The organism is Agrococcus sp. SGAir0287, from assembly GCF_005484985.1.
Taxonomy (GTDB): domain Bacteria; phylum Actinomycetota; class Actinomycetes; order Actinomycetales; family Microbacteriaceae; genus Agrococcus.
This window is the reverse complement of the sequence record NZ_CP027942.1, coordinates 731,923-756,912: the sequence shown is the minus strand read 5'-3', so window position 1 is coordinate 756,912 and position 24,990 is coordinate 731,923. Positions and strand designations below refer to the sequence as shown.

The 24,990-nt window shown below is 72.3% G+C and carries 24 protein-coding genes; 9 read left to right on the top strand and 15 right to left on the bottom strand.

Features of this window, described 5'->3' with window-relative positions; genetic code table 11:
• Nucleotides 1-183: 183 nt before the first annotated feature.
• From C1N71_RS03510 to C1N71_RS03500, 3 genes are read right to left on the bottom strand one after another with little or no spacing between them, the layout of a single operon-like run.
• Nucleotides 184-459, bottom strand: coding sequence for a PTS ascorbate transporter subunit IIB (locus C1N71_RS03510; RefSeq protein WP_137755147.1), 276 nt, complete (start codon nucleotides 457-459; stop codon nucleotides 184-186).
• Nucleotides 456-905 (bottom strand): PTS sugar transporter subunit IIA, encoded by a 450-nt coding sequence (locus C1N71_RS03505; RefSeq protein ID WP_137755146.1) that lies wholly within the window; start codon nucleotides 903-905, stop codon nucleotides 456-458. The genes C1N71_RS03510 and C1N71_RS03505 overlap by 4 nt, the downstream gene beginning before the upstream one ends.
• On the bottom strand, nucleotides 902-2,005 hold the full coding sequence (locus C1N71_RS03500) for an adenosine deaminase (RefSeq protein ID WP_254678082.1): 1,104 nt from the start codon (nucleotides 2,003-2,005) through the stop codon (nucleotides 902-904). The genes C1N71_RS03505 and C1N71_RS03500 overlap by 4 nt, the downstream gene beginning before the upstream one ends.
• 146 nt (nucleotides 2,006-2,151) lie before the next feature.
• Between C1N71_RS03500 and C1N71_RS03495 the strand changes: the two genes are divergently transcribed.
• The gene (locus tag C1N71_RS03495; RefSeq protein WP_254678143.1) at nucleotides 2,152-3,030 is read left to right on the top strand and encodes a nucleoside hydrolase; all 879 of its coding nucleotides are present in this window, start codon (nucleotides 2,152-2,154) and stop codon (nucleotides 3,028-3,030) included.
• Between the two features lie 16 nt (nucleotides 3,031-3,046).
• Here the strand turns inward: C1N71_RS03495 and C1N71_RS03490 are convergent, their stop codons facing one another.
• From C1N71_RS03490 to C1N71_RS03450, 9 genes are all read right to left on the bottom strand, one after another.
• Nucleotides 3,047-3,322 carry a hypothetical protein gene (locus C1N71_RS03490; protein ID WP_137755143.1) on the bottom strand — a complete coding sequence of 92 codons (276 nt, stop codon included), beginning with the start codon at nucleotides 3,320-3,322 and terminating at the stop codon, nucleotides 3,047-3,049.
• Between the two features lie 65 nt (nucleotides 3,323-3,387).
• Nucleotides 3,388-4,686: a thymidine phosphorylase gene (locus C1N71_RS03485; protein WP_137755142.1), complete on the bottom strand. Its 1,299-nt coding sequence runs from the start codon at nucleotides 4,684-4,686 to the stop codon at nucleotides 3,388-3,390.
• A gap of 41 nt (nucleotides 4,687-4,727) precedes the next feature.
• Complete coding sequence (locus tag C1N71_RS03480) at nucleotides 4,728-5,138, bottom strand: cytidine deaminase (RefSeq protein ID WP_137755141.1); 411 nt, start codon at nucleotides 5,136-5,138, stop codon at nucleotides 4,728-4,730.
• A complete protein-coding gene (locus C1N71_RS03475) occupies nucleotides 5,135-6,457 on the bottom strand; it encodes an ABC transporter permease (RefSeq protein WP_137755140.1) in 1,323 nt (440 codons plus the stop codon). The genes C1N71_RS03480 and C1N71_RS03475 overlap by 4 nt, the downstream gene beginning before the upstream one ends.
• Complete coding sequence (locus tag C1N71_RS03470; RefSeq protein ID WP_175414079.1) at nucleotides 6,454-7,830, bottom strand: ABC transporter permease; 1,377 nt, start codon at nucleotides 7,828-7,830, stop codon at nucleotides 6,454-6,456. The genes C1N71_RS03475 and C1N71_RS03470 overlap by 4 nt, the downstream gene beginning before the upstream one ends.
• Nucleotides 7,827-9,329, bottom strand: a complete 1,503-nt coding sequence (locus tag C1N71_RS03465; protein WP_137755139.1) for an ABC transporter ATP-binding protein — start codon at nucleotides 9,327-9,329, stop codon at nucleotides 7,827-7,829. Before C1N71_RS03465 ends, C1N71_RS03470 begins: the two co-directional genes overlap by 4 nt.
• A 136-nt stretch (nucleotides 9,330-9,465) precedes the next feature.
• Complete coding sequence (locus tag C1N71_RS03460) at nucleotides 9,466-10,575, bottom strand: BMP family lipoprotein (RefSeq protein ID WP_137755138.1); 1,110 nt, start codon at nucleotides 10,573-10,575, stop codon at nucleotides 9,466-9,468.
• Nucleotides 10,576-10,737: 162 nt separating this feature from the next.
• Nucleotides 10,738-11,811: a BMP family lipoprotein gene (locus C1N71_RS03455; protein WP_137755137.1), complete on the bottom strand. Its 1,074-nt coding sequence runs from the start codon at nucleotides 11,809-11,811 to the stop codon at nucleotides 10,738-10,740.
• Nucleotides 11,812-12,076: 265 nt separating this feature from the next.
• Nucleotides 12,077-13,189 (bottom strand): mannose-1-phosphate guanylyltransferase, encoded by a 1,113-nt coding sequence (locus tag C1N71_RS03450; protein ID WP_137755136.1) that lies wholly within the window; start codon nucleotides 13,187-13,189, stop codon nucleotides 12,077-12,079.
• 114 nt (nucleotides 13,190-13,303) lie between these two features.
• Between C1N71_RS03450 and C1N71_RS03445 the strand changes: the two genes are divergently transcribed.
• On the top strand, nucleotides 13,304-14,464 hold the full coding sequence (locus tag C1N71_RS03445) for a glycosyltransferase family 4 protein (RefSeq protein WP_175414078.1): 1,161 nt from the start codon (nucleotides 13,304-13,306) through the stop codon (nucleotides 14,462-14,464).
• Between the two features lie 207 nt (nucleotides 14,465-14,671).
• On the opposite strand, the gene C1N71_RS03440 is transcribed toward C1N71_RS03445, so the two are convergent.
• Nucleotides 14,672-15,730: a lipoyl synthase gene (locus tag C1N71_RS03440; RefSeq protein WP_137755135.1), complete on the bottom strand. Its 1,059-nt coding sequence runs from the start codon at nucleotides 15,728-15,730 to the stop codon at nucleotides 14,672-14,674.
• Nucleotides 15,727-16,389, bottom strand: coding sequence for a lipoyl(octanoyl) transferase LipB (lipB, locus tag C1N71_RS03435; RefSeq protein WP_137755134.1), 663 nt, complete (start codon nucleotides 16,387-16,389; stop codon nucleotides 15,727-15,729). Before lipB ends, C1N71_RS03440 begins: the two co-directional genes overlap by 4 nt.
• A gap of 264 nt (nucleotides 16,390-16,653) precedes the next feature.
• On the opposite strand from lipB, the gene sdhC reads away from it, so the two are divergent.
• From sdhC to C1N71_RS03405, 6 genes are all read left to right on the top strand, one after another.
• Nucleotides 16,654-16,989 (top strand): succinate dehydrogenase, cytochrome b556 subunit, encoded by a 336-nt coding sequence (gene sdhC / locus C1N71_RS03430; RefSeq protein ID WP_137757172.1) that lies wholly within the window; start codon nucleotides 16,654-16,656, stop codon nucleotides 16,987-16,989.
• Complete coding sequence (gene sdhD, locus C1N71_RS03425; protein WP_137755133.1) at nucleotides 16,989-17,453, top strand: succinate dehydrogenase, hydrophobic membrane anchor protein; 465 nt, start codon at nucleotides 16,989-16,991, stop codon at nucleotides 17,451-17,453. The genes sdhC and sdhD overlap by 1 nt, the downstream gene beginning before the upstream one ends.
• A 20-nt stretch (nucleotides 17,454-17,473) precedes the next feature.
• The gene (sdhA, locus tag C1N71_RS03420) at nucleotides 17,474-19,267 is read left to right on the top strand and encodes a succinate dehydrogenase flavoprotein subunit (protein WP_137755132.1); all 1,794 of its coding nucleotides are present in this window, start codon (nucleotides 17,474-17,476) and stop codon (nucleotides 19,265-19,267) included.
• A 202-nt stretch (nucleotides 19,268-19,469) separates the two neighbouring features.
• Nucleotides 19,470-20,231 carry a succinate dehydrogenase iron-sulfur subunit gene (locus C1N71_RS03415; RefSeq protein ID WP_137757171.1) on the top strand — a complete coding sequence of 254 codons (762 nt, stop codon included), beginning with the start codon at nucleotides 19,470-19,472 and terminating at the stop codon, nucleotides 20,229-20,231.
• A gap of 189 nt (nucleotides 20,232-20,420) precedes the next feature.
• Nucleotides 20,421-21,248, top strand: a complete 828-nt coding sequence (locus C1N71_RS03410) for a siderophore-interacting protein (protein WP_137755131.1) — start codon at nucleotides 20,421-20,423, stop codon at nucleotides 21,246-21,248.
• Nucleotides 21,249-21,351: 103 nt separating this feature from the next.
• Entirely contained in the window at nucleotides 21,352-22,161 is an 810-nt protein-coding gene (locus C1N71_RS03405) for a TspO/MBR family protein (RefSeq protein ID WP_137755130.1), read from the top strand.
• A gap of 75 nt (nucleotides 22,162-22,236) precedes the next feature.
• Here C1N71_RS03405 and ptsP read toward each other — a convergent pair whose 3' ends face one another.
• Nucleotides 22,237-23,886, bottom strand: coding sequence for a phosphoenolpyruvate--protein phosphotransferase (ptsP, locus tag C1N71_RS03400; RefSeq protein ID WP_137755129.1), 1,650 nt, complete (start codon nucleotides 23,884-23,886; stop codon nucleotides 22,237-22,239).
• Between the two features lie 78 nt (nucleotides 23,887-23,964).
• Between ptsP and C1N71_RS03395 the strand changes: the two genes are divergently transcribed.
• Complete coding sequence (locus C1N71_RS03395) at nucleotides 23,965-24,951, top strand: YihY/virulence factor BrkB family protein (protein WP_137755128.1); 987 nt, start codon at nucleotides 23,965-23,967, stop codon at nucleotides 24,949-24,951.
• Nucleotides 24,952-24,990: the final 39 nt, after the last annotated feature.

Sequence of the window (24,990 nt, the reverse complement as noted above, 5' to 3'; positions counted from 1 at the left end):
TCGCTTCGAGGCTCGCTGCGCTCGCACCTCACCGAGCGGTCCTGGGAGCATCCCATCGCAGCCAGCCCTCTCGACCGCTCCTTGAGGTGCGAGCGGAGCGAGCCTCGAAAGGAGCACCCCTGGCGCGGCTCGCTTCGAGGCTCGCTGCGCTCGCACCTCACCGAGCGGTATCGGGGCGTCGGGCTAGAGCTCGCGCTCCAGCACGCTCGTGACGGCCTCGAGGTCCATGATGCGGTCGACGACGGCGACGTGCGCCGTGCCGGCCTCGGCGCGCACGCGAGTGAACCACTCGGGCGTCGTGAGCACGAGCTGCGCGTCGGCGGCGTCGCGTGCGACGTCGTCCGTGCTCGACGCGGCGACCTCGGCCTCGACGTCGAGCCGAGCGAGCGCACGACGCACGGTCGTGGCGAGGATGGCGCTCGTGCCGACGCCGGCGCCGCACACCGTCACGATCCTCACGAGGCGCGTCCCTCGATCGCGTCGATCGCCTCCGCCCGCGTCGTCGCGGCGGCCACGGCGTCGACGACGCCGGCGCGGTCGAGGCGCACCGCGAGGTCGGCGAGCGTGCGGATGTGGTCGGACTGCGTCATCGACGCGAGCGCGACGACGACGCGCACGGGGTCGTTGTGGGGATGTCCGAAGGCCACGGGCTCGAGCAGCGTCACGATCGCCGCGGCGGGGCGGCGCACGAGCGCGCTCGGGCGCGCATGGGGCAGCGCGACGCCGGGGGCGACGACGCACCACGGCCCGCCGTCGTCGATGAGCTGCACCATCTCGTCGACGTACGCGGGGCCGACGGCGCGCGCGTGCACGAGGTCGCGGCCGGCAGCGCGCACCGCGTCCTCCCACGACGCGGCGGCGACGCCGGGCGAGAAGGTCGCCTCGGCGATGAGAGCTGCGGTCATCGCAGCTCGTCGAAGACGTCCGTGATGTGCTCGACGAGGTCGTCGCGCTCCTCGACGGGCAGGAACGTCGAGCGTGCGGCGTTCACCTGCAGCTGCTCGAGGTCGTCGAGGTCGTAGTCGAACGTTTCGGCCAGCAGCGCGAGCTCGTTCGTGAGGGTGGTGTCCGACTGCAGGCGGTTGTCGGTGTTCACCGTGACGCGGAAGCCGAGCTGGTAGAGCATGTCGAACGGGTGGTCCTCGATGTCGTCGCCGAACGCGGCGATGGCACCCGTCTGGAGGTTCGACGAGGGGCTCAGCTCGAGCGGGATCTGCCGCGAGCGCACCCACTCGGCCGTCTCGCCGAGCTCGACGAGCAGCTCGTCGCCGCGGTCGTCGACCGTGAGGTCCTCGGCGATGCGCACGCCGTGGCCGAGGCGCAGGGTGCGACCGGCGAAGAGTGCGTCGCGGATCGACTCGATGCCGGCCGCCTCCCCCGCGTGCACCGTGACGGGCATGTGGGCGCGCGCGAGGAGGTCGAACGCCTCCGAGTGCCGCGACGGCGGGAACCCGTCCTCGGGGCCGGCGATGTCGAAGCCCACGACGCCGCGGTCGCGGTGGCGCAGCGCGAGCTCCGCGATCTCCGTCCACCGGTCGAGATGGCGCATGGCCGAGACGAGCTGCCCGACCTGGATGCGACGGCCGTGCGAGCGCACGAGGGCGACGCCCTCGTCGAGGCCCGCCTGCACCGCCTCCACGGCGGCGTCGAGCGAGAGCCCGCGCGCGAGGTGCTGCTCCGGCGCCCAGCGGATCTCGCCGTGCACGACGCCGTCGTCGGCGAGGTCGAGCACGAACTCCCGCGCGACGCGCACGAGCGCCGACTCCGTCTGCATGACGGCGGTCGTGACGTCGAAGGTCTTCAGGTACTCGACGAGCGAGCCGGAGTCGGCCGATTCGGCGAACCATTCGCCGAGCGACTCGCCGTCGCTCGCGGGGAGGTCGACGCCGATCTCGTCGGCGATCTCGACGATCGTCTGCGGTCGCAGCCCGCCGTCGAGGTGGTCGTGCAGGCTGACCTTCGGCAGGGCGCCGATGTCCACGCCGTCGAGCAGGATGCGGTCCACGTCGTCCTCCCAGATCCGTCGCCTCGATCCTACGGAATGCGTCGCGCGCGTGGCGGCCGGATGCCCGCCGCGGCGCGCCTACGCTTTAGGTCGTGCCCCGCCGCATCCTCCTCGACTGCGACCCCGGCCACGACGACGCCATCGCGATGCTGCTCGCCGCCGGGTCTGGCGAGGTCGAGCTCGTCGCGGTGACGACCGTCGCCGGCAACCAGACGCTCGAGAAGGTGACGCGCAACGCGCTCGCCGTCGGCACGATCGCGGGCCTCGCGGGCGTGCCGTTCGCAGCGGGTGCCGAGCGGCCGCTCGTGCGCGAGCAGGTCGTGGCGCCGGAGTACCACGGCGAGTCCGGGCTCGACGGCCCGGAGCTGCCCGAGCCGACGATCGCGCTCGACGCGCGACACGCGGTCGACCTCATCGTGGAGACGGTGATGGCGTCGGAGCCGGGCGAGCTCACGCTCGTCGCGACCGGCGCGCTCACGAACCTCGCCCTCGCGGTGCGCCGCGAGCCGCGCATCACGGCCCGGGTGCGCGAGGTGGCGTGGATGGGTGGCGCGGCGGCGGGCGGCAACCACTCGCCGGTCGCGGAGTACAACGCGGCGATCGACCCGGAGGCGGCGCGCATCGTGCTCGACGCCGGGTGGCCCGTCGTCATGGTCGGGCTCGACCTCACGCACCAGGCGCTCGCCGACCAGGCGGTGCTCGACGCCATCGCCGCCGTGCCGGGTCGCCCGGCCTCCTTCACGCTCGAGCTGCTCGACTTCTTCCGCGGCACCTACCGCGAGCAGGGCTTCGCCTGGCCGCCCGTGCACGACGCGTGCGCCGTCGCCTACGTCGTCGACCCGGGATGCATGACGGTGCGCCCCGCGCCGATCGACGTCGAGCTGCACGGCGAGCTCACGACGGGGCAGACGGTCGTCGACCTGCGGCATCCCGCGCCCGCAGGCTGCACGACGTCGGTCGCGCTCGCGCTCGACGCCCCGCGCATGTGGGCGCACGTGGTCGACGCCCTCGCGCGCCTGGCGTGAGGTCGGCGGCGCGGCGTCAGCTCGAGGCGACCCCGAGGCCGATGGCGGCGAGGATGAAGCCGCCCACCGCGATCCACAGGATGACCCCGAGCACGAGCATCGCGACGTTGAGGCCGATGCCCCAGTTCGCGATCGTCCGCGCGTGCGGCTCGCGCCGCTTGGCCATGATGCCGACGATGAGCCCGGCGATGGGTGCGAGGAACGTCCAGTTCGCGAAGATCGAGACGATGCCGATGACGAGGCTCGTGATGCTCCACGCGCTCGACGTGCCCTGGACCTGCTGCTGAGTCATGGCACCATCCTGCACTCCGGATGCTGGACATCGCGTCCGACCGCGGGAGGAAGCGGTGGTGGACCTCAGGACGAGGCGACGATGCGGTCGCGCACGATCGGCAGCGCCTCGACGGGCGTGCCGACGGGCGCGACCTCCCACGCCCCCTCGAGCGCGTCGAGCGCCCGGTCGAAGCGGGAGGCGTCGTCGGCCGAGAGCGTCCAGAGCGGCTGACCGGCGCGCACGGCGTCGCCGGGCTTCACGTGCAGGTCGATGCCGGCCGCGTGCACGACCTCGTCGGTCGCGCGGGCTCGGCCCGCGCCGAGGCGCCAGGCCGCGACGCCGAACGGCAGCGCGTCCTGCCGTGCCAGCACGCCGTCCGCCTCGGCGACCACCGTGTGCGTCTCGTTCGCGACCGGCAGGTCCGCGTCGGGATCGCCGCCCTGCGCGACGACGAAGCGCCGCCAGCGGTCCATCGCCCGACCGTCGGCGAGCGCGGCCTCGACGTCGGCGTCGGGCTGCCCGACGGCGGCGAGCATCTCGCGCGCGAGCGCGACCGTGAGCTCGACGACGTCGGCGGGGCCGCCGCCCGCGAGCACCTCGACCGACTCGCGCACCTCGTTGGCGTTGCCGATCGCGAGGCCCAGCGGCACGTCCATGCTCGTGAGCAGCGCGCGCGTGTCGACGCCGGCGTCGGTGCCGAGCGCCACCATCGTCTCGGCGAGCTCGCGCGCCCGCGGCTCCTCGCGCATGAAGGCGCCCGAGCCGAACTTCACGTCGAGCACGAGCGCGCCCGTGCCCTCCGCGATCTTCTTCGACATGATCGACGACGCGATGAGCGGGATCGCCTCGACGGTGCCGGTCGTGTCGCGCAGGGCGTAGAGGCGCTTGTCGGCGGGCGCGAGGCCGGAGCCGGCCGCGCAGATGACGCCGCCGACGTCGGCGAGCTGCGCGAGCATCTCGTCGTTCGTCAGCGCCGCGCGCCAGCCGGGGATCGACTCGAGCTTGTCGAGCGTGCCGCCCGTGTGCCCGAGCCCGCGGCCGGAGAGCTGCGGCACGGCCACGCCGAACGCCGCGACGAGCGGCATGAGCGGCAGCGTGATCTTGTCCCCGACGCCGCCCGTCGAGTGCTTGTCGACCGTGGGCATCGGCAGCGAGGAGAAGTCCATGCGCTCGCCCGAGGCGATCATCGCCTGCGTGAGGTCGTGGATCTCGCGCCGCTCCATGCCGTTCAGCAGGATCGCCATCGCGAGGGCCGCCATCTGCGCGTCCTCGACGTAGCCGCGCGTGTAGGCGTCGACGAGCCAGTCGATCTCGGCCGTCGTGAGCACCCCGCGATCGCGCTTGGTGCGGATGAGGTCGACGACGTCGTGCGCCTCTGCCATGGGTTCCCTCTCGTGGTGGTGGAGGGCGTCGTGCGCCCTCGTCAGTCGGCTGCGCGGTACGCGTCGAGCGTCGTGGGCCCGAAGGCGTCCGGCAGCACCTCGTCGATCGTACGGATGCCCGACAGCGTCTGCAGCAGCATGCCGGGCGCGGCGTGCTCGAACAGCAGCTGCCTGCACCGGCCGCACGGCATGAGCGTGGCACCGTGGCCATCCACGCACGTGAACGCGACGAGGCGGCCGCCGCCGCCCATCACGAGCGCGGAGACCATCGAGCACTCGGCGCACAGCGTGACGCCGTACGCGGCGTTCTCGACGTTCGCGCCGGTCACGACGCGGCCGTCGTCCGCGAGCGCCGCGCATCCGACGGCGAAGCCCGAGTACGGCGCGTAGGCCTTGGCGTTCGCCTCGACGGCGGCCGCGTGCAGTGCGTCCCAGTCGATCGCGGTCGTCATGACTTCAGGTACGGCTTGCCGCTCGCCGCCGGCGCCCTCGACTGCCCGATGAAGCCGGCGACCGCGAGGATCGTGATGACGTACGGGAGCATGAGCATGAACTCGTTCGGCACGCCCGAGCCGATCGACTGCAGCACGTTCTGCAGCGCCTGCGCGAAGCCGAACAGGAGCGCCGCGAGCGTCGCCTTCACCGGGTGCCACTGGCCGAAGATCACGGCGGCGAGGGCGATGAAGCCGAGGCCGCTCGTCATGTCGCGCTGGAACGAGCCGTTCGAGTCGAGCGTGAAGTACGCGCCGCCGATGCCGACGATCGCGCCGGCGAGCGTGACGTTCCAGAAGCGCCAGCGGTTCACGCGGATGCCCACGGTGTCGGCCGCGAGCGGGTGCTCGCCGAGGGCGCGCAGCCGCAGGCCCCACGTCGTGCGGAACAGCGCGAACGTCACGACGACGACCGCGACGTACATCGCGTACACGATGACGGTCTGGTTGAAGAGGGCGGGCCCGACGATCGGGATGTCCGCGAGCAGCGGGATGCGGATGCGCGAGAACCGATCCGGGTTGTTGAGCTCCGGGTTGTCGGTCAGCACCGACGAGTACAGGAAGTTCGTCAGGCCCAGCACGAGCACGTTGAGCACGACGCCGACGATGACCTGGTCGACGTAGTACTTGATCGAGAAGGCCGCGAGCACCATCGAGACGAGCACGGCGGCGAGCATCGCGGCGAGGATGCCGCCCGCGCCGGCGACGAGCACGCCCACGGCGCCCATCTGGCCGACGGGACCCGCCGCGATGGCCGACGAGGTCACCGCCGCCGCGAACGCACCCGAGAGCAGCTGGCCCTCGATCGCGATGTTCACGACGCCGACGCGCTCGGAGATGACGCCGCCGAGGGCGCCGAAGATCAGCGGTGCTGCGAGGCCGACCGTGAGCACGAGGAGGCCGGGCAGCGGGATCGACTTCGTCGCGCCCGCCCACACGAGGAAGGCCACGACGGCGACGACGCCGAAGACGACGGGCAGCCAGAGTCCGACGCGGCGGCGCGTGGCGTGCGCTGCGATCGCGACGCCCGTCATCGCGGCGAGCAGCAGCGTCGCGACGATGCCGGTGATCCGTGCGGGCAGCACGGCGTCGGGCAGCTGCAGCAGGTCGGCGTTCGTCGACAGGCGCAGCGTCGTCTCGCCGTCGCGGCCGAAGCCGACGAGCACGATCGCGACGACGACGGTCAGCACGACGTAGGTGATGGGCACGCGTCGGCTGCGCGGTCGCACGACCTCGGGGGCGTCGTCGGCTGCGAGGCCAGCGGTCTGGACGGCGGTCATCGCGCGCCTCCCCTCGGCTTGGGCAGGCGGAAGATCGTGCGCACGAGCGGCGGGGCCGCGATGCACAGCACGATGACCGACTGCACGACGAGCACGATGTCGATCGGCACGCCCTCGGCGGCCTGCATGCGGAAGCCGCCGGCCTTGAACGCGCCGAACAGCAGGCCGGCGGCGAGCACGCCCCACGGGTTCGACCGGCCGAGCAGCGCGACGGTGATGGCGTCGAAGCCGATGCCGGCGTCGATGCCCGAGGTGAAGCCCGTCGTGACGGTCGCCTGGACCTGCTGCGCGCCGGCGAGGCCCATGAACGCGCCGGCGACGAGCATCGCCTGCACGTAGACCGTCTTCACCGACATGCCGGCGTTGAGGGCCGCCTGCGGGTTGAGGCCCACGGCCCGGAAGCGGAAGCCGAGGCTCGAGCGCTCGATGAGCCACCACGCGACGACGACGGCCGCGACCGACAGCACGATGCCCCACGTGAGGTTGAACTGCGAGCCGAGCAGCGGCGGCAGCACCGCCGACTCGAGCATGCGCGGCGTGATCGGGTTGTTGCTGCCCGGAGCCTGCAGGAGGCCGGGCGTGCGGATGAGGTACGAGAGCAGCCACAGCGCGACGAAGTTCAGCATGATCGTCGTGATGACCTCGTGGGCGCCGGTGCGCGCCTTGAGGATGCCTGCGATGCCGGCCCACAGCGCGCCGGCGATCATGCCGGCGACGAGGGCGACCGTGATGTGCAGGATCGGCGGCATCGGGAACGAGAACCCGACCCATCCCGCGGCGGCCGCGGCGGCGAGCATCTGCCCGCGACCACCGATGTTGAACATGCCCACGCGGAACGCGACGGCGACGCCGAGGCCAGCGGCGATGAGCGGCGCGGCGAAGTGCAACGTCTCGGTGAGCGGGCGGATGAGCGCGACGAAGCCGCCCTCAGGCCGCGAGAAGTTGAGGATCGAGCCCTGGAAGAGCGCCCAGTAGGCACCGCCCACCGCGGAGCCGATCGCGGCGATCGTGTCGCCGGGCCGCGCGAAGAAGTACGCGCTCGCCGCCTGGACGCCCTCGTCGGTGACGGCGATGAGGATGCCGCCGACGACGAACGCGATGAGCACGGCGAGCAGCGACACCATGGGCGTGCCGCCGAGGATCTGCCGGGCGACGCTGCCCCACCGGTCCTCGTCCTGGTTCTGCTCGTGCGACTCGGTCGTCGGGGCCGCCACGACGGGCACCTCGACGACGGTCGGCGCGTGCACGACGTCGCGGTCGCCCTCGGCCTCCACGGATGGCGCACCGCCCGAGCGCTGCTGCGCGGGCGCGATCGGCGCGTCGCGGTCGTCGGCGTCGGGCGCGCGGCCGGACGTGTCCTGCTCGTCGGTCATGCTGCGAGTCCCTCCGGCAGCTCTCCGGCCATCATGATGCCGAGATCGTCGCGCGACGTGTCCGCGGGCACGACGCCCACGATGCCGCCGCCGTACATGACCGCGATGCGGTCGGCGAGCCCGACGACCTCGTCGAGCTCGGTCGAGACGACGATGACGGGGATGCCCGCGTCGCGCGTCGCGATGACCTGCGCGTGGACGAACTCGATCGAGCCGACGTCGAGGCCGCGCGTCGGCTGCGAGGCGACGAACAGCTGCAGCGGACGCGACAGCTCGCGCGCGAGCACGACCTTCTGCTGGTTGCCTCCCGAGAGCGTGCCCACGGGCGTCTCGATCGACTGCGCGCGGATGTCGAAGGCGCCGAGGCGCTCCTGCGCGAACTCGTCGCGCGCCGCGCGCACGATCGTGCCGCGGCGCACGAACGGCTCGCCCTGGTAGCGATCGAGCATGAGGTTCTCGGCGATCGAGTACTCGCCGACGAGCCCGTCGACCTTGCGGTCCTCTGGCACGAAGCCCACGCCCGCGTCGAGCACGTCGCGCACGCTGCGGCCGAGCAGCTCGACGCCGTTGAGGCGGATGCTGCCCGTCGCGCGCCGCTGCAGCCCGAGGATCGCCTCGGTGAGCTCCGTCTGGCCGTTGCCCTGGACGCCGGCGATGCACACGACCTCGCCGCCGTGCACGGTGAGCGAGAGGTCGTCGACGACGGCGATGCCCTGCTCGTCGACGACGGTGAGGTGCTCGATGACGAGCTCGTTGTCGGTGCGCACCGACGGCTGCTTGGTCACGGTGAGCTCGACGGGCCGGCCGACCATGAGCGAGGCGAGCTCGGTGCTCGTCGCCGTCGGCTCGGCGGTCCCGACGACCTGGCCGAGGCGGATGACCGTGATGCGGTCGGCGATGGCGCGCACCTCGCGCAGCTTGTGCGTGATGAAGACGATCGCGGTGCCCTCGTCGCGCAGCTGCTGCATGATCGTCATGAGCTCGTCGGTCTCCTGCGGCGTCAGCACCGCGGTGGGCTCGTCGAAGACGAGCACCTTCGCGTCGAGCGAGAGCGCCTTGATGATCTCGACCCGCTGCTGCACGCCGACGGGGAGGTCCTCGATCCGCGCATCCGGGTCGATCTGGAAGCCGAAGCGCTCGGAGATCTCGACGACGCGGCGCTTGGCGCCCGCGAGCCCGCCGAGCTCCTTCTCGTGACCGAGCAGCACGTTCTCGGCGACGGTGAAGACGGGGATGAGCATGAAGTGCTGGTGCACCATGCCGATGCCTGCGCGCATCGCGTCGCCGGGCCCTGCGAACCGCTGCACCTCGCCCTCGAGCAGGATCTCGCCCTCGTCGGCCTGGTACAGGCCGTAGAGCACGTTCATCAGCGTGGACTTGCCCGCGCCGTTCTCGCCCAGCAGGCAGTGGATCTCGCCCGCCTCGACCGTGAGGTCGATGTGGTCGTTGGCCGTGAGCGAGCCGAAGCGCTTGGTGATGCCGCGCAGCTCGAGGGTCATCGCCGCTCCTCGAATGGATGGTGCCGTGGATGGTGGGGATGGTGCGCCGGCGGCCTGGGTGCGGGTGCCGGTGCCATGACTGTAGTCGCACGGGTGGGGGCCGGCGCGACGCCGGCCCCCACGCGTCAGCGATGCCTTACGGCGACGAGGGCGAGTCGACGACGATGTCGCCGGCGATGATCGCCGTGCGGATCGTCTCGAGCTCGTCGGCCAGGCCCTCGGGGACCTGGTCCTCCCACTCGTTGAACGGGGCGATGCCCACGCCGTCGTTCTCGAGCGTGCCGACGTAGGGCTCGCTCGTGAAGTCGCCGGCCGCGTCCTCGAGCACGACGGCCTCGACGCCCGCGTCCATGCCCTTGAGCACGGAGGTGACGAACAGGTCGGCGTAGTCGGGCGCCGTGAGCGACAGGTCGGCGTCGACGCCGATCATGCCGTAGCGCACGTCGGGGTTCTCGGCCTGCGCCGTGCGGATCGCCTCGCCGGCGGAGAGGAAGATCGGGCCGCCGACGGGCATGACGATGTCGGCGCCCTGCTGGAGGAACGTCGTCGCCGTGGCGTTGGCTGCGGGGCCGGCCTCGAAGGCGCCGACGAACGTGCCGTCCTGCGCGTCGACGTCCCAGCCGAGCACCTGCACGTCGGCGCCGTTCTGCTCGTTGTAGTACTGCGCGCCGAGCACGAAGCCGTCCATGAAGATCGTCACGGGCGGGATGTTGATGCCGCCCCACGTCGCGATGGTGCCGGTCTGCGTGCTCGCCGCCGCGGCGTAGCCGGCGAGGAACGCGGCCTGCGCCGTGTCGAACGTGATGGGCTGGACGTTGTCGGCGGTGATCGACGAGTCGTCGATGATCGCGAAGTTCACGTCGGGGTTCGCGTCGGCCGCGGCCGACGTGGCCTCGGCGAGCAGGAAGCCGACCGTGACCATCATGTCGCAGCCGCCGTCGAGCAGGTTCTGGATGTTCGACTGGTAGTCGGTCTCCGACTGCGACTCCGCCTGCGTGTACTCCACGCCGAGCTCCTCGGACGCGGCCTGCAGGCCCTCGAGGCCGAGCTGGTTGAACGACTGGTCGTTGAAGCCGCCGGCGTCCGAGACGATGCAGGGCGAGATGTCGGCCGTCGCCTCGCCCGACTCCGCGGGGCCCTCCTCAGGGGCCGACGCGCAACCTGCGAGCAGAGCCGCGACGCCCAGCGTCGCGAGACCGCCGAGGGCGGTCTTCCGAATGTTCCTCAAGGGGGTCCTCCAGTGCATGGGGTGGCCGCACGGGACGGCCGGGGGTATCGGGCAGCCTAGCCACGGCTCGCGGCCGCGGACGCCGTTCGCGCGAAGTCGAAACGCGATCGTTGCATTGCCGTCCGACGACGTGCGCGATCGGCGCCGCGGGCGCCGCGTCGGGCCCCGCGCGGCGCGGGGCTACGGGGCGCTGGGGCTCTCGACGACGAGCTCGCCGGAGACGATCTGCTCGCGCAGCGCGTCGATCTCGCCCTGCAGCTCGTCGCTCACGCGGGGGCTGAGGTCGTGGTACTCGGCGAGTCCCACGCCCTCGTTCTCGAGCGTGCCGACGAGCGGCTCGTCCGTGACGGCCTGCTCGTCGACGAGGTCGCCGATCGCCTGCACCACGAAGTCCTGCGTGTTCTTCTCGACCGTCGTGAGCAGCAGCGGGTGGTACTCGTCGGGCAGGGTCTCGTAGCCGTCGGAGTCGACCCAGATGACGAGCGCCTCGGAGCCCGCGTCGAGCGAGGCGAGGAACGCGCCCTCGCCGACCTGGCCCGCGACGGGGAGGATGACGTCGGCGCCCTGGGCGATGAGCGACTGCGCTGTCGCCTGACCGAGCTGCACGTTCTCGAAGTCGCCCGTGAAGATGCCGTCCTGCGTCTCCACGTCCCAGCCGAGCACCTGCACGCTCGTGCCGTGGGCGGCGTTGTAGGCGTCGACGCCCTGCACGTAGCCGTCCATGAACAGCGTCACGGGCGGCTGGTTGCCGCCGCCGAACGTGGCGACGACGCCCGTCTGGCTCACGCCGGCCGCGAGGTAGCCGGCGAGGAACGACGCCTGCGCGGTGTCGAAGACGATGGGGCGCACGTTCGGCGCCTCGACGACCTCGTCGACGATCGCGAACTGCACGTCGGGGTTCGCCTCGGCCTGGTCGGCGGTCGCGGCGGCGAGCTCGTAGCCGACGGTGAGGACGAAGTCGCAGCCGGTGCCGACCGCCGCCTCGACGTTCGGCGCGAGATCCGACTCGCTCGTGGAGACGAGCACGTTGACCTCGACGCCGTAGTCCTCCTCCGCCTGCTCCATGCCGGCCCAGGACGCCTGGTTGAACGAGCGGTCCTCGAGCCCGCCGGAGTTCGTGACCATCTGCGCGCAGAGGTCGGATGCCGCGGCGCCAGCCCCGTCGCCATCGCCCTCGGGCGCGGCCTGGCAGGCGGTGAGCGCGAGCGCGACGAGCGCGACGGGCGCGGCGAGACGGAGGGCGGTGCGGGACATCGGTGCTCCAGGGTGCGGCGGTGCGGGTGCTGTCACCCTAGCCCGCGCACACCGCGCATCGGCCGCATGCGCGTCGCCCCGTGCGGCACCCCGGGGGACGCGTCCGCGACCGACCCCCGTCGATCGGCGACGTCGCGCGTCGATTGGCGACTTCGCGCTCGGTGATTGGCGACGTCGGCACTGCAGAAGTCGCCGATCGGTGGCGGAGGTCGCCCAGCAGTGCCGGCCGGCGACGGGTGCGGCAGGTCGCGTGCGCAGACGCCGGCTAGAGCACCGTCGCGTTGCCCGAGCGTCGGATGGCGTCGACCACCTGCTTCACCCGCTGCGCATGCTCGGTCGTCGTCACGAGCAGCGCATCCCCCGTGTCGACCACGACGATGTCGCGGACCCCGACGAGCGAGATGACGCGATCCGTGGTCGACACGACGATGCCGGAGGCGCCGTCGGCGAGGACGGTCGCCTGCCCCGACAGGATCGCGAGCCGATCGCCGCCCGACGAGCCGTTGTGGAGCTTCGCGATCGCGGAGAAGTCGCCCACGTCGTCCCAGTCGAAGTCGCCGGGGACGACGACCATGCGACCGCGCTCGGCCGCGGGCTCGGCGATCGCGTAGTCGATCGCGATCTTCTTCAGCTGCGGCCAGATGCGGTCGACGGCCGGCCCGCGGGTGGCCTGGTCGTCCCATGCCGCGGCGAGCTCGTCGATCTGCGCCCGCAGCTCGGGCTCCGTCTCGGCGAGCTCGGCGAGCAGCACGTCGGCGCGGGCGATGAACATCGCCGCGTTCCAGAGGAAGTCGCCCGAGGCGACGTAGTCGCGGGCGGCCTCGGCGCCCGGCTTCTCGACGAAGCGCACGACCTCCGCGACGCGCGGCGCGTCCGGGATGCCCGCGGGCTCGCCCGCCTGGATGTAGCCGAACCCGATGGCCGGCTCCGTCGGCGTGATGCCGATCGTCGCGATCTTGCCCGTGCGCGCCGCCGCGACGGCATCGGTCACCGCCCGTCGGAAGCCGCGCTCGTCCTCGATGACGTGGTCGGCCGCGAAGGAGCCCACGACGACGCCGGGTTCGCGGCGCTCGAGGATCGCCGCGGCGAGCAGCACGGCGACGGTCGATTCGCGCGGATCCGCCTCGAGCACGATGTTCGCGTCGGTGAGCGCGGGCAGCTGCGCCTCGACGGCCGATCGGTGGGCGCGACCGGTGACGACCATGATGCGGTCCTCGCCCGCGAGGGGCGCGAGCCGCGAGAACGTCGACTGCAGCAGCGTGCGTCCCGAGCCCGTGAGGTCGTGGAGGAACTTCGGCGCGTCCGCCCGGGACAGCGGCCAGAGCCTCGAGCCGACCCCGCCGGCGGGGATGATGCCGTAGAACCCGTCGATCGTCATGGGGCCACACGCTATCCGCCCGTCCCGGACCGACCCGGATCGACGCGGAGCGTTCACACGCCATTCACATGCATCGGTCCCCGGTCGCCATCCGCGCTGCCTACCGTCGGCGACGTGGAGATCGAACGCGTCGCCATCGTCACCGAGAGCTTCCTGCCCACGGTCAACGGCGTGACGTCGTCGGTGATCCGGGTGCTCGAGCACCTGCGGGCCACCGGGCGCCAGGCCATGGTCGTCGCCCCGCGTTGCGGCGCCCCCACCCAGGTGCACGGCGCACCCGTGTTCGAGGTGCCGTCGTTCGCGTATCGCGAGTTCCCCGTCGGGATGCCGAGCCCCCAGCTGCACGGGCTGCTGCAGCGGTTCCAGCCGGACGTCGTGCACGCCGCATCCCCGTTCCTCCTCGGCGGCCAGGCGATCGCGGAGGCGCGGCGCATGGGCGTGCCCTCCGTCGCCGTCTACCAGACCGACATCGCCGGCTTCGCGCGCCGCAACCGGCTCTCGGCCGGAGCGCCCGTGGCGTGGAAGGTGCTGCGCCGCATCCACAACCAAGCCGACCTCACGCTCGCGCCATCGTCGTCGGCGATCGCCGACCTCGACGCCGCGGGCATCGATCGTGTCGCGCACTGGGCGCGCGGCGTCGACCTCGACGCGTTCCATCCCGACCACCGTCAGGGGCCGGCGGCGCTCGCGCTGCGCGAGCGGCTCGCGCCGCGCGGCGAGACGATCGTGGGCTACGTCGGTCGCGTCGCTCCCGAGAAGGGGCTCGAGCGACTGCGCGCGCTGCAGGGCACGCGAGGGATCCGCGTCGTCGTGGTCGGCGACGGACCCGGCATGGCGGCGGCGCGCCGCGCGCTCGCGCCGCTCGGCGCCGTCTTCCTCGGCCAGCGCACGGGGGCCGCCCTCGCGGCGGCGTACGCGGCGCTCGACGTCTTCGTGCACACCGGCGCCGAGGAGACCTTCGGGCAGACGCTGCAGGAGGCGGCCGCGGCCGGACTGCCGGTCGTCGCGCCGCGCGCCGGCGGACCGATCGACCTCGTCGACCACGGCATCACGGGCTTCCTGTACGAGCCGGACTCGCAGCGGGCGCTGCGGGATGCGGTGCGCACGCTCGTGGACTCCCCCGCGATGCGGGCGCGGATGGGCGAGGCCGGCCGTCGCCGCGTGCTGCAGCGCACCTGGCCGCGCGTGTGCGACGAGCTCGTCTGCCACTACGAGGCGGCGCAGCGCCACGCGCTGACGGGCGTCGAGCCCGTGCGGGCGGCCGCGGTCGTCTGACGCTTGCTCGCCGCGGCGGGCAGCGCGGCGGCCGGGCATCGATCGGCGCCGATGTGCGCCGATCGACGGGGTTCGGTCGCGGAACGTGGCCACTCGATGGGGATTGGCGACTTCCACCACTGATTGGCGACTTCCACACGGTCGAAGTCGCCGATCACCTCGGCGGAGGTCGCCAATCAGCGGCCGAAGTCGCCAATCGCCGATGCCCTACGCCGCGCGGCCGCCGTTCGTGATGCCCGGCGCCGAGACGGGAGCCGCAGCACCCGCTCCGAGCCCCGCGACGATCGACGCCGCCTGCCCGGTGCCGCGCGCCGCGAGCGCCTGCCGGTAGAGCGTGCCCGCACGGTAGGACGAGCGCACGAGCGGTCCCGACATGACGCCGGCGAAGCCGATCTCGGTCGCCGCCTCGGCGAGGTCGGCGAACGCCTCCGGCTCGACCCAGCGGTCGACGGGGTGGTGCCGCGGCGAGGGGCGCAGGTACTGCGTGATCGTGATGAGGTCGCAGCCCGCATCGTGCAGCACCTCGAGCGTGTCGAGCACCTCGGCGTCCGTCTCCCCCATCCCGAGGATGAGGTTCGACTTCGTCACGAGTCCCGCCTCGCGGCTCCATCGGAGCACGTCGAGCGAGCGCTCGAAGCGGAATCCGGGCCGGATGCGACGGAAGATCCTCGGCACGGTCTCGACGTTGTGCGCGAAGACCTCGGGCCGCGTGGCGAAGAGCTCGTCGAGCAGGTGGCGGTGCCCCGTGAAGTCGGGCGCGAGCATCTCGACGCCGACGCCGGGGTTCACCTCGTGGATGCGGCGCACGGTCTCGGCGTACAGCCAGATCCCCTCATCCTCGAGGTCGTCGCGGCACACGCCCGTCACCGTCGCGTAGCGCAGCCCCATGCGGCGCACCGACTCCGCGACCCGCCCGGGCTCGAGGCGGTCGAGCAGCGCGGGCCTGCCCGTGTCGATCTGGCAGAAGTCGCAGCGTCGCGTGCACTGGTCGCCGCCGATGAGGAAGGTGGCCTCGCGGTCCTCCCAGCACTCGTAGATGTTGGGGCAGCCCGCCGACTGGCACACGGTATGCAGGTCCTGCTGCTCGACGAGCTCGGTGAGCGCGGTGTACTCGGGCCCCATGCGCGCGCGGGTGCGGATCCACGGCGGCTTGCGCTCGATGGGCGTCTGCGCGTTGCGCACCTCGAGCCGCAGCAGTCGGCGCCCCTCCGGAGCGCCCGCGGGCGAGGCCTGCTGCACCTCGCCGACCGGCCCTGCGCAGTTCATGCGGCGACGACCGGACGGGCGGATGCGGCGGGGATCGCGGCGACGCCGAGCGCGATCAGCGCGTCGGCGAACGCGTCGCCCACCTCCTCGACGCTCGGCGCGGAGCCGAGCCGCGCGGCGATGGAGGTGACGTCGGCGTCCGTGATGCCGCACGGCACGATGCGCGCGAACTCGGACAGGTCGGGGTCGACGTTCACGGCGACGCCGTGCATCGACACGCCGGCGGCGACGCGCACGCCGACCTGCGCGAGCTTCGCGTCGCGGGCGAGGGGCGAGCCGTCGCCGCGCAGCCACACGCCGGCGCGACCCGGCACGCGCTCGGCGTCGAGCCCGAGGGGCCGGAGCACGTCGATGACCGCCTGCTCGAGCCTGCGGACCCAGTCGACGACGCCCAGCTCGCCGATGCGCACGATGGGGTACGCCACGAGCTGACCCGGACCGTGCCACGTGATGCGCCCACCACGGTCGACGCGCACGACGGGCGAGCCGTCGAGCGGCAGGTCGCTCTCGCGCGTGCTCGTGCCCGCCGTGAGCACCGACGCGTGCTCGAGCAGCAGCAGCGCATCCTCGCCGCCCTCCACGACCTCGTCGTGCAAGCGTCGTTGCAGCGCCCACGCCTGCTGGTAGTCGACCTCGCGGCCGAGCCTCATGACTCGCATGGCCCGACCCTACTGTTTCTGCACCGAGTCTGGAAATGCCCCGTGCTCGCACGGCGCGTCGGGTCCGCGAGCGGAAGATACGAGGTTCTTGCGCCGCACGTGGTTCGGTGCACGCCATCGGCGGGCCTAGGATCGACAGTGGCATCCGCTCGTACGAGTCTCGTGAGGAGGGCACGCGTGGCAAGCTCCCGCACCCCGACCCTCGCCGATCCCAAGCCGTCGCGTCTCCGCATCGCGGGCACGCTCTACCGCGGCAACGAAGGCATGTGGTCGTGGGTCCTGCACCGCATCTCGGGCATCGGCATCTACTTCTTCCTCCTGGTGCACGTGCTCGACACGTCGCTCATCCGCGTGAGCCCGGAGGCCTACAACGCCGTCATCGCGACGTACAAGAACCCGATCATGGGGCTCGGCGAGGTCGTCCTCGTCGGCGCCGTCGTGTTCCATGCGATGAACGGCCTGCGCATCATCGCCGTCGACGCCTTCCCGGCTGCGACGCGCATCCAGCGCATCCTGTTCTGGGTCGTCATCGCGCTCGTGATCGTGCTCATGGCCGGCTTCACGCCGACGCACCTCGCGAACGTCTTCGGGGAGCACTGATGTCCGCGACCATCGAGAGCCCTCGCACGCCGTACGCGTACCCCGCGCGCTCGACGGGCCGCCGCGGCCCGAACCTCGAGAAGGCCGGCTGGATCTTCATGCGCGTCTCGGGCGTCGTGCTCGTCGTGCTGATCTTCGGCCACCTCTTCTACAACCTGCTCTTCACGCCCGGCGGCATCCAGGCGATCGACTTCGGGTTCATCGGCGGCAAGTTCGCCAACCCGCTGTGGCAGTGGTGGGACGTCGTGATGCTGTGGCTCGCGGTCCTCCACGGGTCGAACGGCATGCGCACGATCGTCAACGACTACGTGCACCGCGAGCCGCTGCGCCGCGTCGCCCTCGGCGCGATCGCCGGCGCCGCCATCATCCTCATCGTGCTCGGGACGCTCATCACGTTCACGTTCGACCCCTGCCCCGCAGGCGCCGACCCCGAGCTGCTGGCGTCCTTCTGCGCCGACCGCTGATCCAGGAGTCCCTGCACCACATGACCGAGTCGACCGTGTCCGCCGACGGCATCCACTACCACCAGTACGACGTCGTCATCGTCGGAGCCGGTGGCGCAGGCATGCGCGCAGCCATCGAGGCCGCGCCCAACGCCTCCACCGCCGTCATCACGAAGCTGTACCCGACGCGCTCCCACACGGGCGCCGCGCAGGGCGGCATGGCAGCCGCCCTCGCCAACGTCGAGGACGACAACGCCGAGTGGCACACCTACGACACCGTCAAGGGCGGCGACTACCTCGTCGACCAGGACGCCGCCGAGATCCTCACGCGCGAGGCGATCGACGCCGTGCTCGACCTCGAGAACATGGGTCTGCCGTTCAACCGCACGGAGGACGGCAAGATCGACCAGCGCCGCTTCGGCGGCCACACGCGCGACCACGGCAAGGCGCCCGTGCGCCGCGCCTGCTACGCCGCCGACCGCACCGGCCACATGATCCTGCAGACGCTGTACCAGAACTGCGTCAAGCACGGCGTGCACTTCTTCAACGAGTACTACGCGCTCGACCTCGTGATGGCGGAGGTCGACGGCGTGCAGCGCGTCGCGGGCGTCGTCTCGTACGAGCTCGCGACCGGCGAGATCCACGTCTTCCAGGCGAAGTCGGTCGTCTTCGCCACCGGCGGCTTCGGCAAGATCTTCAAGACGACGTCGAACGCGCACACCCTCACAGGCGACGGCGTCGGCATCATCTGGCGCAAGGGCCTGCCGCTGGAGGACATGGAGTTCTACCAGTTCCACCCCACCGGGCTCGCCGGCCTCGGCATCCTCCTCACCGAGGGCGCGCGCGGCGAGGGCGCCATCCTGCGCAACGCCTCGGGCGAGCGCTTCATGGAACGCTACGCCCCCACCATCAAGGACCTCGCGCCGCGCGACATCGTCGCGCGCTCGATGGTGCAGGAGGTGCTGGAGGGTCGCGGCGCCGGGCCGCACAAGGACTACGTCTACCTCGACTGCACCCACCTGGGTGCCGAGGTGCTCGAGACCAAGCTGCCCGACATCACCGAGTTCGCGCGCACGTACCTCGGCGTCGACCCTGTCGTCGAGCGCGTGCCGGTGTACCCGACCGCGCACTACGCGATGGGCGGCATCCCGACGAACAACGACGCCGAGGTGCTCAGCGACAACGACACCGTCGTGCCGGGCCTCTACGCGGCCGGCGAGTGCGCCTGCGTGTCCGTGCACGGCTCCAACCGCCTCGGCACGAACTCGCTGCTCGACATCAACGTCTTCGGCAAGCGCGCCGGCAACAACGCCGTGACGTACGCGAAGTCCGCCGACTTCGTGCCGCTGCCCGACGACGCCGCGGACAACGTCGTGGGATGGCTGCAGCAGCTGCGCGCGGCGACCGGCACGGAGTCCGTCGCGCAGATCCGCAAGGAGCTGCAGGAGACGATGGACCGCAACGCCCAGGTGTTCCGCACCGAGGAGACGCTGCAGGCGGCCGCGGCCGACGTGCGCGCGCTCCGCGAGCGGTACCTCGGCGTCTCGGTGCGCGACAAGGGCAAGCGCTTCAACACCGACCTTCTCGAGGCCGTCGAGCTGGGCTTCCTGCTCGACCTCGCCGAGGTGCTCGTCGTGTGCGCCCTCAACCGCAAGGAGTCGCGCGGCGGCCACATGCGCGACGACTTCCCGAAGCGCGACGACGAGCACTACATGCAGCACACGATGGCGTACCTCTCGGGCGACCCGCACTCGGCGGACTCGACGGACCACATCCGCCTCGACTGGAAGCCCGTGCGCAAGACGATCTACGAGCCCACCGAGCGGAAGTACTGAGGCCATGGCCACGCACGAGAGCGAGAAGAACACGCCCGTCACCTCGCAGGAGGCAGCGGTCGAGGCCGGCGAGCCGCAGGCGCAGGCCGCCGAGGCAGGTGCCGCGACGAACGCCGACAGCCAGGCCGTGTCGCCCTCCGAGCCCGGCACCGCCATCGGCGGCGAGGTTGCCGCAGGCCCCGAGACGACCGGCGGCGAGCCGATCGCCGACCCTGCCGGCGGAGCACCGGCCGAGGAGGCGATCGAGGAGCCGCAGTCCTTCACGGTGACCCTCAACATCCGCCGCTACGACCCCGAGGTCGACGACGAGCCGAAGTGGGTCGACTACGACGTCGAGATGTACCCGACCGAGCGCATCCTCGACGCCCTGCACCGCATCAAGTGGGAGCAGGACTCGACGCTCACGTTCCGCCGCTCGTGCGCGCACGGCGTGTGCGGCTCGGACGCCATGCGCATCAACGGCCGCAACCGCCTCGCGTGCAAGGCGCTCATCAAGGACTTCGACACGTCGAAGCCCATCTACGTCGAGGCGATCAAGGGCCTGCCGCTCGAGAAGGACCTCATCGTGGACATGGAGCCGTTCTTCGACTCCTTCCGCGAGATCCAGCCCTTCCTGCAGGCCTCCGGCAAGCCCGAGAAGGAGCGCCACCAGACCATCGCGCAGCGCGAGCGCTTCGACGACACGACGAAGTGCATCCTCTGCGCCGCGTGCACGACCTCGTGCCCCGTGTTCTGGACCGACGGGCAGTACTTCGGTCCGGCCGCGATCGTGAACGCGCACCGCTTCATCTTCGACAGCCGCGACGAGGCCTCGCAGGTGCGCCTCGACATCCTCAACGACAAGGAGGGCGTGTGGCGGTGCCGCACGACCTTCAACTGCACCGACGCGTGCCCCCGCGGCATCGAGGTGACGAAGGCGATCGCCGAGGTCAAGGCGGCGATGACGTCCGGCCGCGTGTCCTGACGCGCCGACGCACCGATCGAGACGGCCCGGAGCCTCGGCTCCGGGCCGTCTCGCGTCCTGGTGGATGCGTCGGGATGCGCATCGCAGGCGATTCGGGTCGGTGAAGGGAAGATTCCCCTCCACCACCCCGGATCGCCTGCAGGACGCATGACGGATAGGTTGGTGAGGTTGCCCGACCCGAGGAGCTCCATGTCCGCGCCCGCACGCCGCAGTCGCCCGACGCACGTGCTGGAGGTGGTGGCGGTCGAGTGGCGTGCCCCGCACATCGTGCGCATCTGGGCCGGTGGCGACGGGCTCGCCGCGTTCTCGGACGCGACTCCGACCGACCGCTATGTGAAGCTCTGGTTCACGCAGCCCGGCCACGACCTCGATGCGCCGTGGGACGTGGAGGAGCTGCGGGCGACCCTCGCTCCTGAGCAGCTGCCGGTCTCGCGCACGTACTCGGTGCCGGTCGTCGAGGCCGAGCGCGTGGCGATCGACGTCGTCGTGCACGGCGACGTCGGCCTCGCCGGCCCGTGGGCCGCGCGGGCGCAGCCGGGCGAGCGGATCGTGTTCTCCGGCCCCGGCGGCGCCTACGTGCCCGATCCGTCGGCCGACGCGCACCTGCTCGCCGGCGACGAGTCGGCCATCCCCGCCATCGGCGCGGCGCTCGCCTGGATGGCGGAGCACGCGCCCACGGCGGTCGGCACCGCCTACGTCGAGGTGCACGGCGCCGCCGACGAGCTGCCGCTGCCGAGGCCCGCGGGCATCGAGCTGGTGTGGCTGCACCGCGGCGACGACGTGGCGGCGGGCACCTCCCCCGTGCTCGCCGACGCGGTCGCGGCGCACGCGTTCGCCGACGGGCGCACGCAGGTCTTCGCGCACGGCGAGCGCGAGTCGATGAAGGCCATCCGCGACGTCGTGCGTCGCCAGGGCATCCGCCGCGAGGACCTCTCGCTCTCGGGCTACTGGGCCTACGGCCGCACGGAGGATCGCTTCCAGGCCGAGAAGCGCGAGCCGATCGGCCAGATCCTCTAGCCTCCGTCGTCGCGGGCCTATTCGTCAGCCGACTGACTAACACCGCTCCGCACGGGTGTCAAGCGCGCGGCCGGCGGCCCTCCCCGTCGCTACCGTCGAGGGCATGAGCACCGCCACGACCTCCGCCACCACCGCCGATCGCGTCCGTGCGATCGTCGTGCTCGTCGCCCTGCCCGTCACGATCGCCGCCGCCGCGCTCGGCTCGGGCGCGTTCGGCGGCACCGAGGTGCAGGAAGGCGGCGACGGCGCGTTCGCGGCGACGGCGACGCCGCTGGCGCCCGCCGGTCCGGCGTTCTCCATCTGGTCGGTCATCTACCTCGGCCTGGCCGCCTACGCCATCTGGCAGGTGCTCCCCCGTCATCAGGACGAGCCCCGCCAGCGTCGCATGGGCTGGCTCGCGCTCGCGTCGCTCGTGCTGAACGCGGCGTGGATCCTCGCGAGCACGTCGGGCCTCGTCGCCCTGACGGTCGTGATCATCGTCGCGCTGCTGCTGTCGCTCATCGTGATCTTCGTCGTGCTCGTGCGCTCGCGCCCGGCGACCCTCGTCGAGCGCGTCGTCGTGGATGGCACGTTCGGCCTCTACCTCGGATGGGTCTGCGTCGCGACGGTCGCGAACGTCGCGGCGTGGCTCGCCGACATGGGGCTGCGCCCCGCGGCCTTCGACGTGCCCGCGTCCATCATGCTCGTCGTCGTCGCCGCGGTCGGCGTCGCGCTCGCCGTCTACGGCAAGGGCCGCATCGCGCCGATGCTCTCGATCGTCTGGGGCGTCTCGTGGCTCGCGGTCGGCCGCGCGACCTCCGAGCCCGAGAGCACGGTGGTCGCCATCGTCGCGGTCGTCGTCGCGGTCGTCGTCGCCGCGGCCACGGTGGCGCTGCGGCTGCGCTCGCGTCGCGAGCACGGCCTCGCGACCTGACGACAGCCCGAGGCCCAGACGCGGGCGACCGCGCGCCGAAGGCGCGCGGTCGTCTCGTCGTGCAGCGCCCGCCCGTCAGGCTGCAGCGGCCGCGTCGCGTGCGCCGGCGGCCGACGACGCCGTCAGCGCCGCGGCGGCCTTCGCCTTCGCCTGCTCGAGCGTGACCTCGAGGAGCTCGGCGCGCACGTCCGCGAACGCGGCGGGGCTCATGGACAGCGACGTGACGCCGAGGCCCACGAGCACGACGGCGAGTGCCGGATCGGCTGCTGCCTCGCCGCACACGCCGACGGGCTTGCCCGCCTCGGCGCCCGCGTCGCCGAGCAGCTTGATGAGGCGCAGCACCGCCGGGTGCCACGGGTCCTGGAACGACGCGACGGTGCCGAGCATGCGGTCGGCGGCGAACGTGTACTGCGTGAGGTCGTTCGTGCCGATCGACACGAAGTCGGCCGCGGCCATCACCTGGTCGGCGAGCACGGCGATCGAGGGCACCTCCGCCATCGCGCCGACGGTCTTCAGCCCCATCTCGCGACCGAGCGCGACGAAGTACTCCGTCTCCTCCTGGTTGGCGATCATCGGCGCCATGACCCACAGGTCGGCGTTCGTCGCCGCGTCGGCCGCCGCGAGCGCCTCGAGCTGGTCGCGCAGGATCTGCTCGCTCGCGCGCAGGGCACGGATGCCGCGCAGGCCGAGCGCCGGGTTCTCCTCCTCGGCGTCGTTGAGGAACGCGAGCGGCTTGTCGGCGCCGGCGTCGAGCACGCGCACGACGACCTTCTTGCCCTCGAACGCCTGCAGCATCCGCGTGTACGACTCGGTCTGCGAGGCGACCGACGGCGCCTCCTTCGCATCGAGGAAGAGGAACTCGGTGCGGAAGAGTCCGACGCCCTCGGCGCCGAGCTCGAGCGCCTTGGCGGCGTCCTCCGGCCGGCCGACGTTCGCGAGCAGCGGCACCTTCGTGCCGTCCGCGAGCGCACCCTCGGTGAGCGGCGCGTCCGCACGCGCCGCTCGGCTCTCCGCCTCGGCGCGCGCCGCCTCGACCTCCTCGTCGGAGGGGTCGAGCGTCACGACGCCGCTCTTCGCGTCGACGACGACGCGCGTGCCGTCGGGCACGGACGCGAGGAGGCCCTCGACGCCGACGACGGCGGTGATGGACTTCGAGCGGGCGAGGATCGCCGTGTGGCTCGTGGGACCGCCGTCCTGCGTGACGAGCGCGAGCGTGCGCTCGAGGTCGAGCGTCGCCGTGTCCGCGGGGGCCAGGTCGCGCGCGAGGAGGATGAAGGGCTCGTCGGACTCAGGGACGCCGGGCGCCGGGACGCCGCGCAGGCGGGCGACGACGCGCTGCGAGACGTCGTCGAGGTCGGTGGCGCGCTCGGCCATGTAGCCGCCGAGCGCGATGAGCATCGTCTTGAACTGCTCGAACGCCTCGTGCACGGCGCGTTCGCCGTTCGTGCCCTGGGCGATGCGACCGGCGATGTCGTCGGCGAGCGCCGGGTCCTGCGCCATGAGCGAGGCGGCCTCGAGCACCTCCTGCGCCTCGCCGCCTGCGACGCGGCCTCGCTGCGACAGCTCGGTCGCGACGTCGGCGAGCGCCTCGCGCACGCGGGCGGTCTCCTGGTCGGCGTCGCCCTCGAGCGGATCGGTCGACGGAGGGGCCAGCGGCTCCGGCATCCGCAGTACCACGCCTGCAGCGATTCCGCGACCGACACCGACTCCACGCAGCTCTGCCATGCCGCAAGACTACGCTGTCGGCACGGCCGAGGATGCGACGGACGGGGGCAGACGGTGGCGACCACGATCGAACGCGTCATGGCGTCTCGACCGGCGAGGACGCTCACCCACTACGGGGCCGCGAAGGGCCCCGTCTTCGCGCAGGGCATGACGCTGAGCGCCTTCCTCTCGCTCTTCGCGGCCCTCTTCATCGGCTTCGCGATCTTCGCCGCCGTGCTCGGTGGCGACTCGGCGCTGCGCGACCGCGTCATCGACGCCGTCGCCCGCTCCGTGCCCGGGCTCCTGCGCACCGGGGAGGACTCCCCCGGCCTCATCGACGTCGACGGGCTCATCGGATCGAGCGTGCTCACCTGGGGCACCGCGATCGCCTCCGTCGGCATCCTGATCACGGCGATCGGATGGATCGGCACGAGCCGCGAGGGCTTCCGCGCCGTCTTCCACCTCCCCGACGTGCGCGCACTCCCGGTGCTGCTGAAGCTCGGCGACCTCGGGGTCGCGTTCGGCATCGGCCTGCTCGTGCTCGCCTCCGCCGCCGTCCTCGTCATCACGAGCGCGATCGCCGACGCGCTCGGCATCGGCGGCGTCGGCCAGGTGCTCGGCGCGCTGGCGCAGCTCGCGCTCGACACGGCGGTCGTCGCCCTGCTCTACCGCTTCGCCGGCCGCCTCCGCCTGCCGTGGCGGCAGCTGCTCGGCGCCTCGGTGGCGTGCGCCGTCGCCTTCGCGATCCTCAAGCAGTTCGCGGCGCTGCTGCTCTCGGGCGGCGCGAACCCGCTCGTCGCATCGTTCGCCGCGGTGCTCGGCATTCTGATCTGGCTCGGCCTCGTGAACCAGATCCTGCTCATTGCCCTCTCGTGGCTCGCCGTCGGCGCGACGGGCGAGGCCTACGTCGCGCAGGTCGACGCGGAGAACGCCCGCGCCGACGCCATCGAGGCGTTGCGGAAGGACCGCGCGGCGATCAAGGCGGAGATCGCCGAGCGCGGCAAGGACGACCCGAAGCAGGGCACCCTCATGCGCCAGCTGCACAAGCGGCTCGCGAAGCGCGCGCGCAGGCCGCGGCGGCGCTGATCGGGCGGCGGCGCGTCGGTGGCGCGCCGGTAGGCTCGA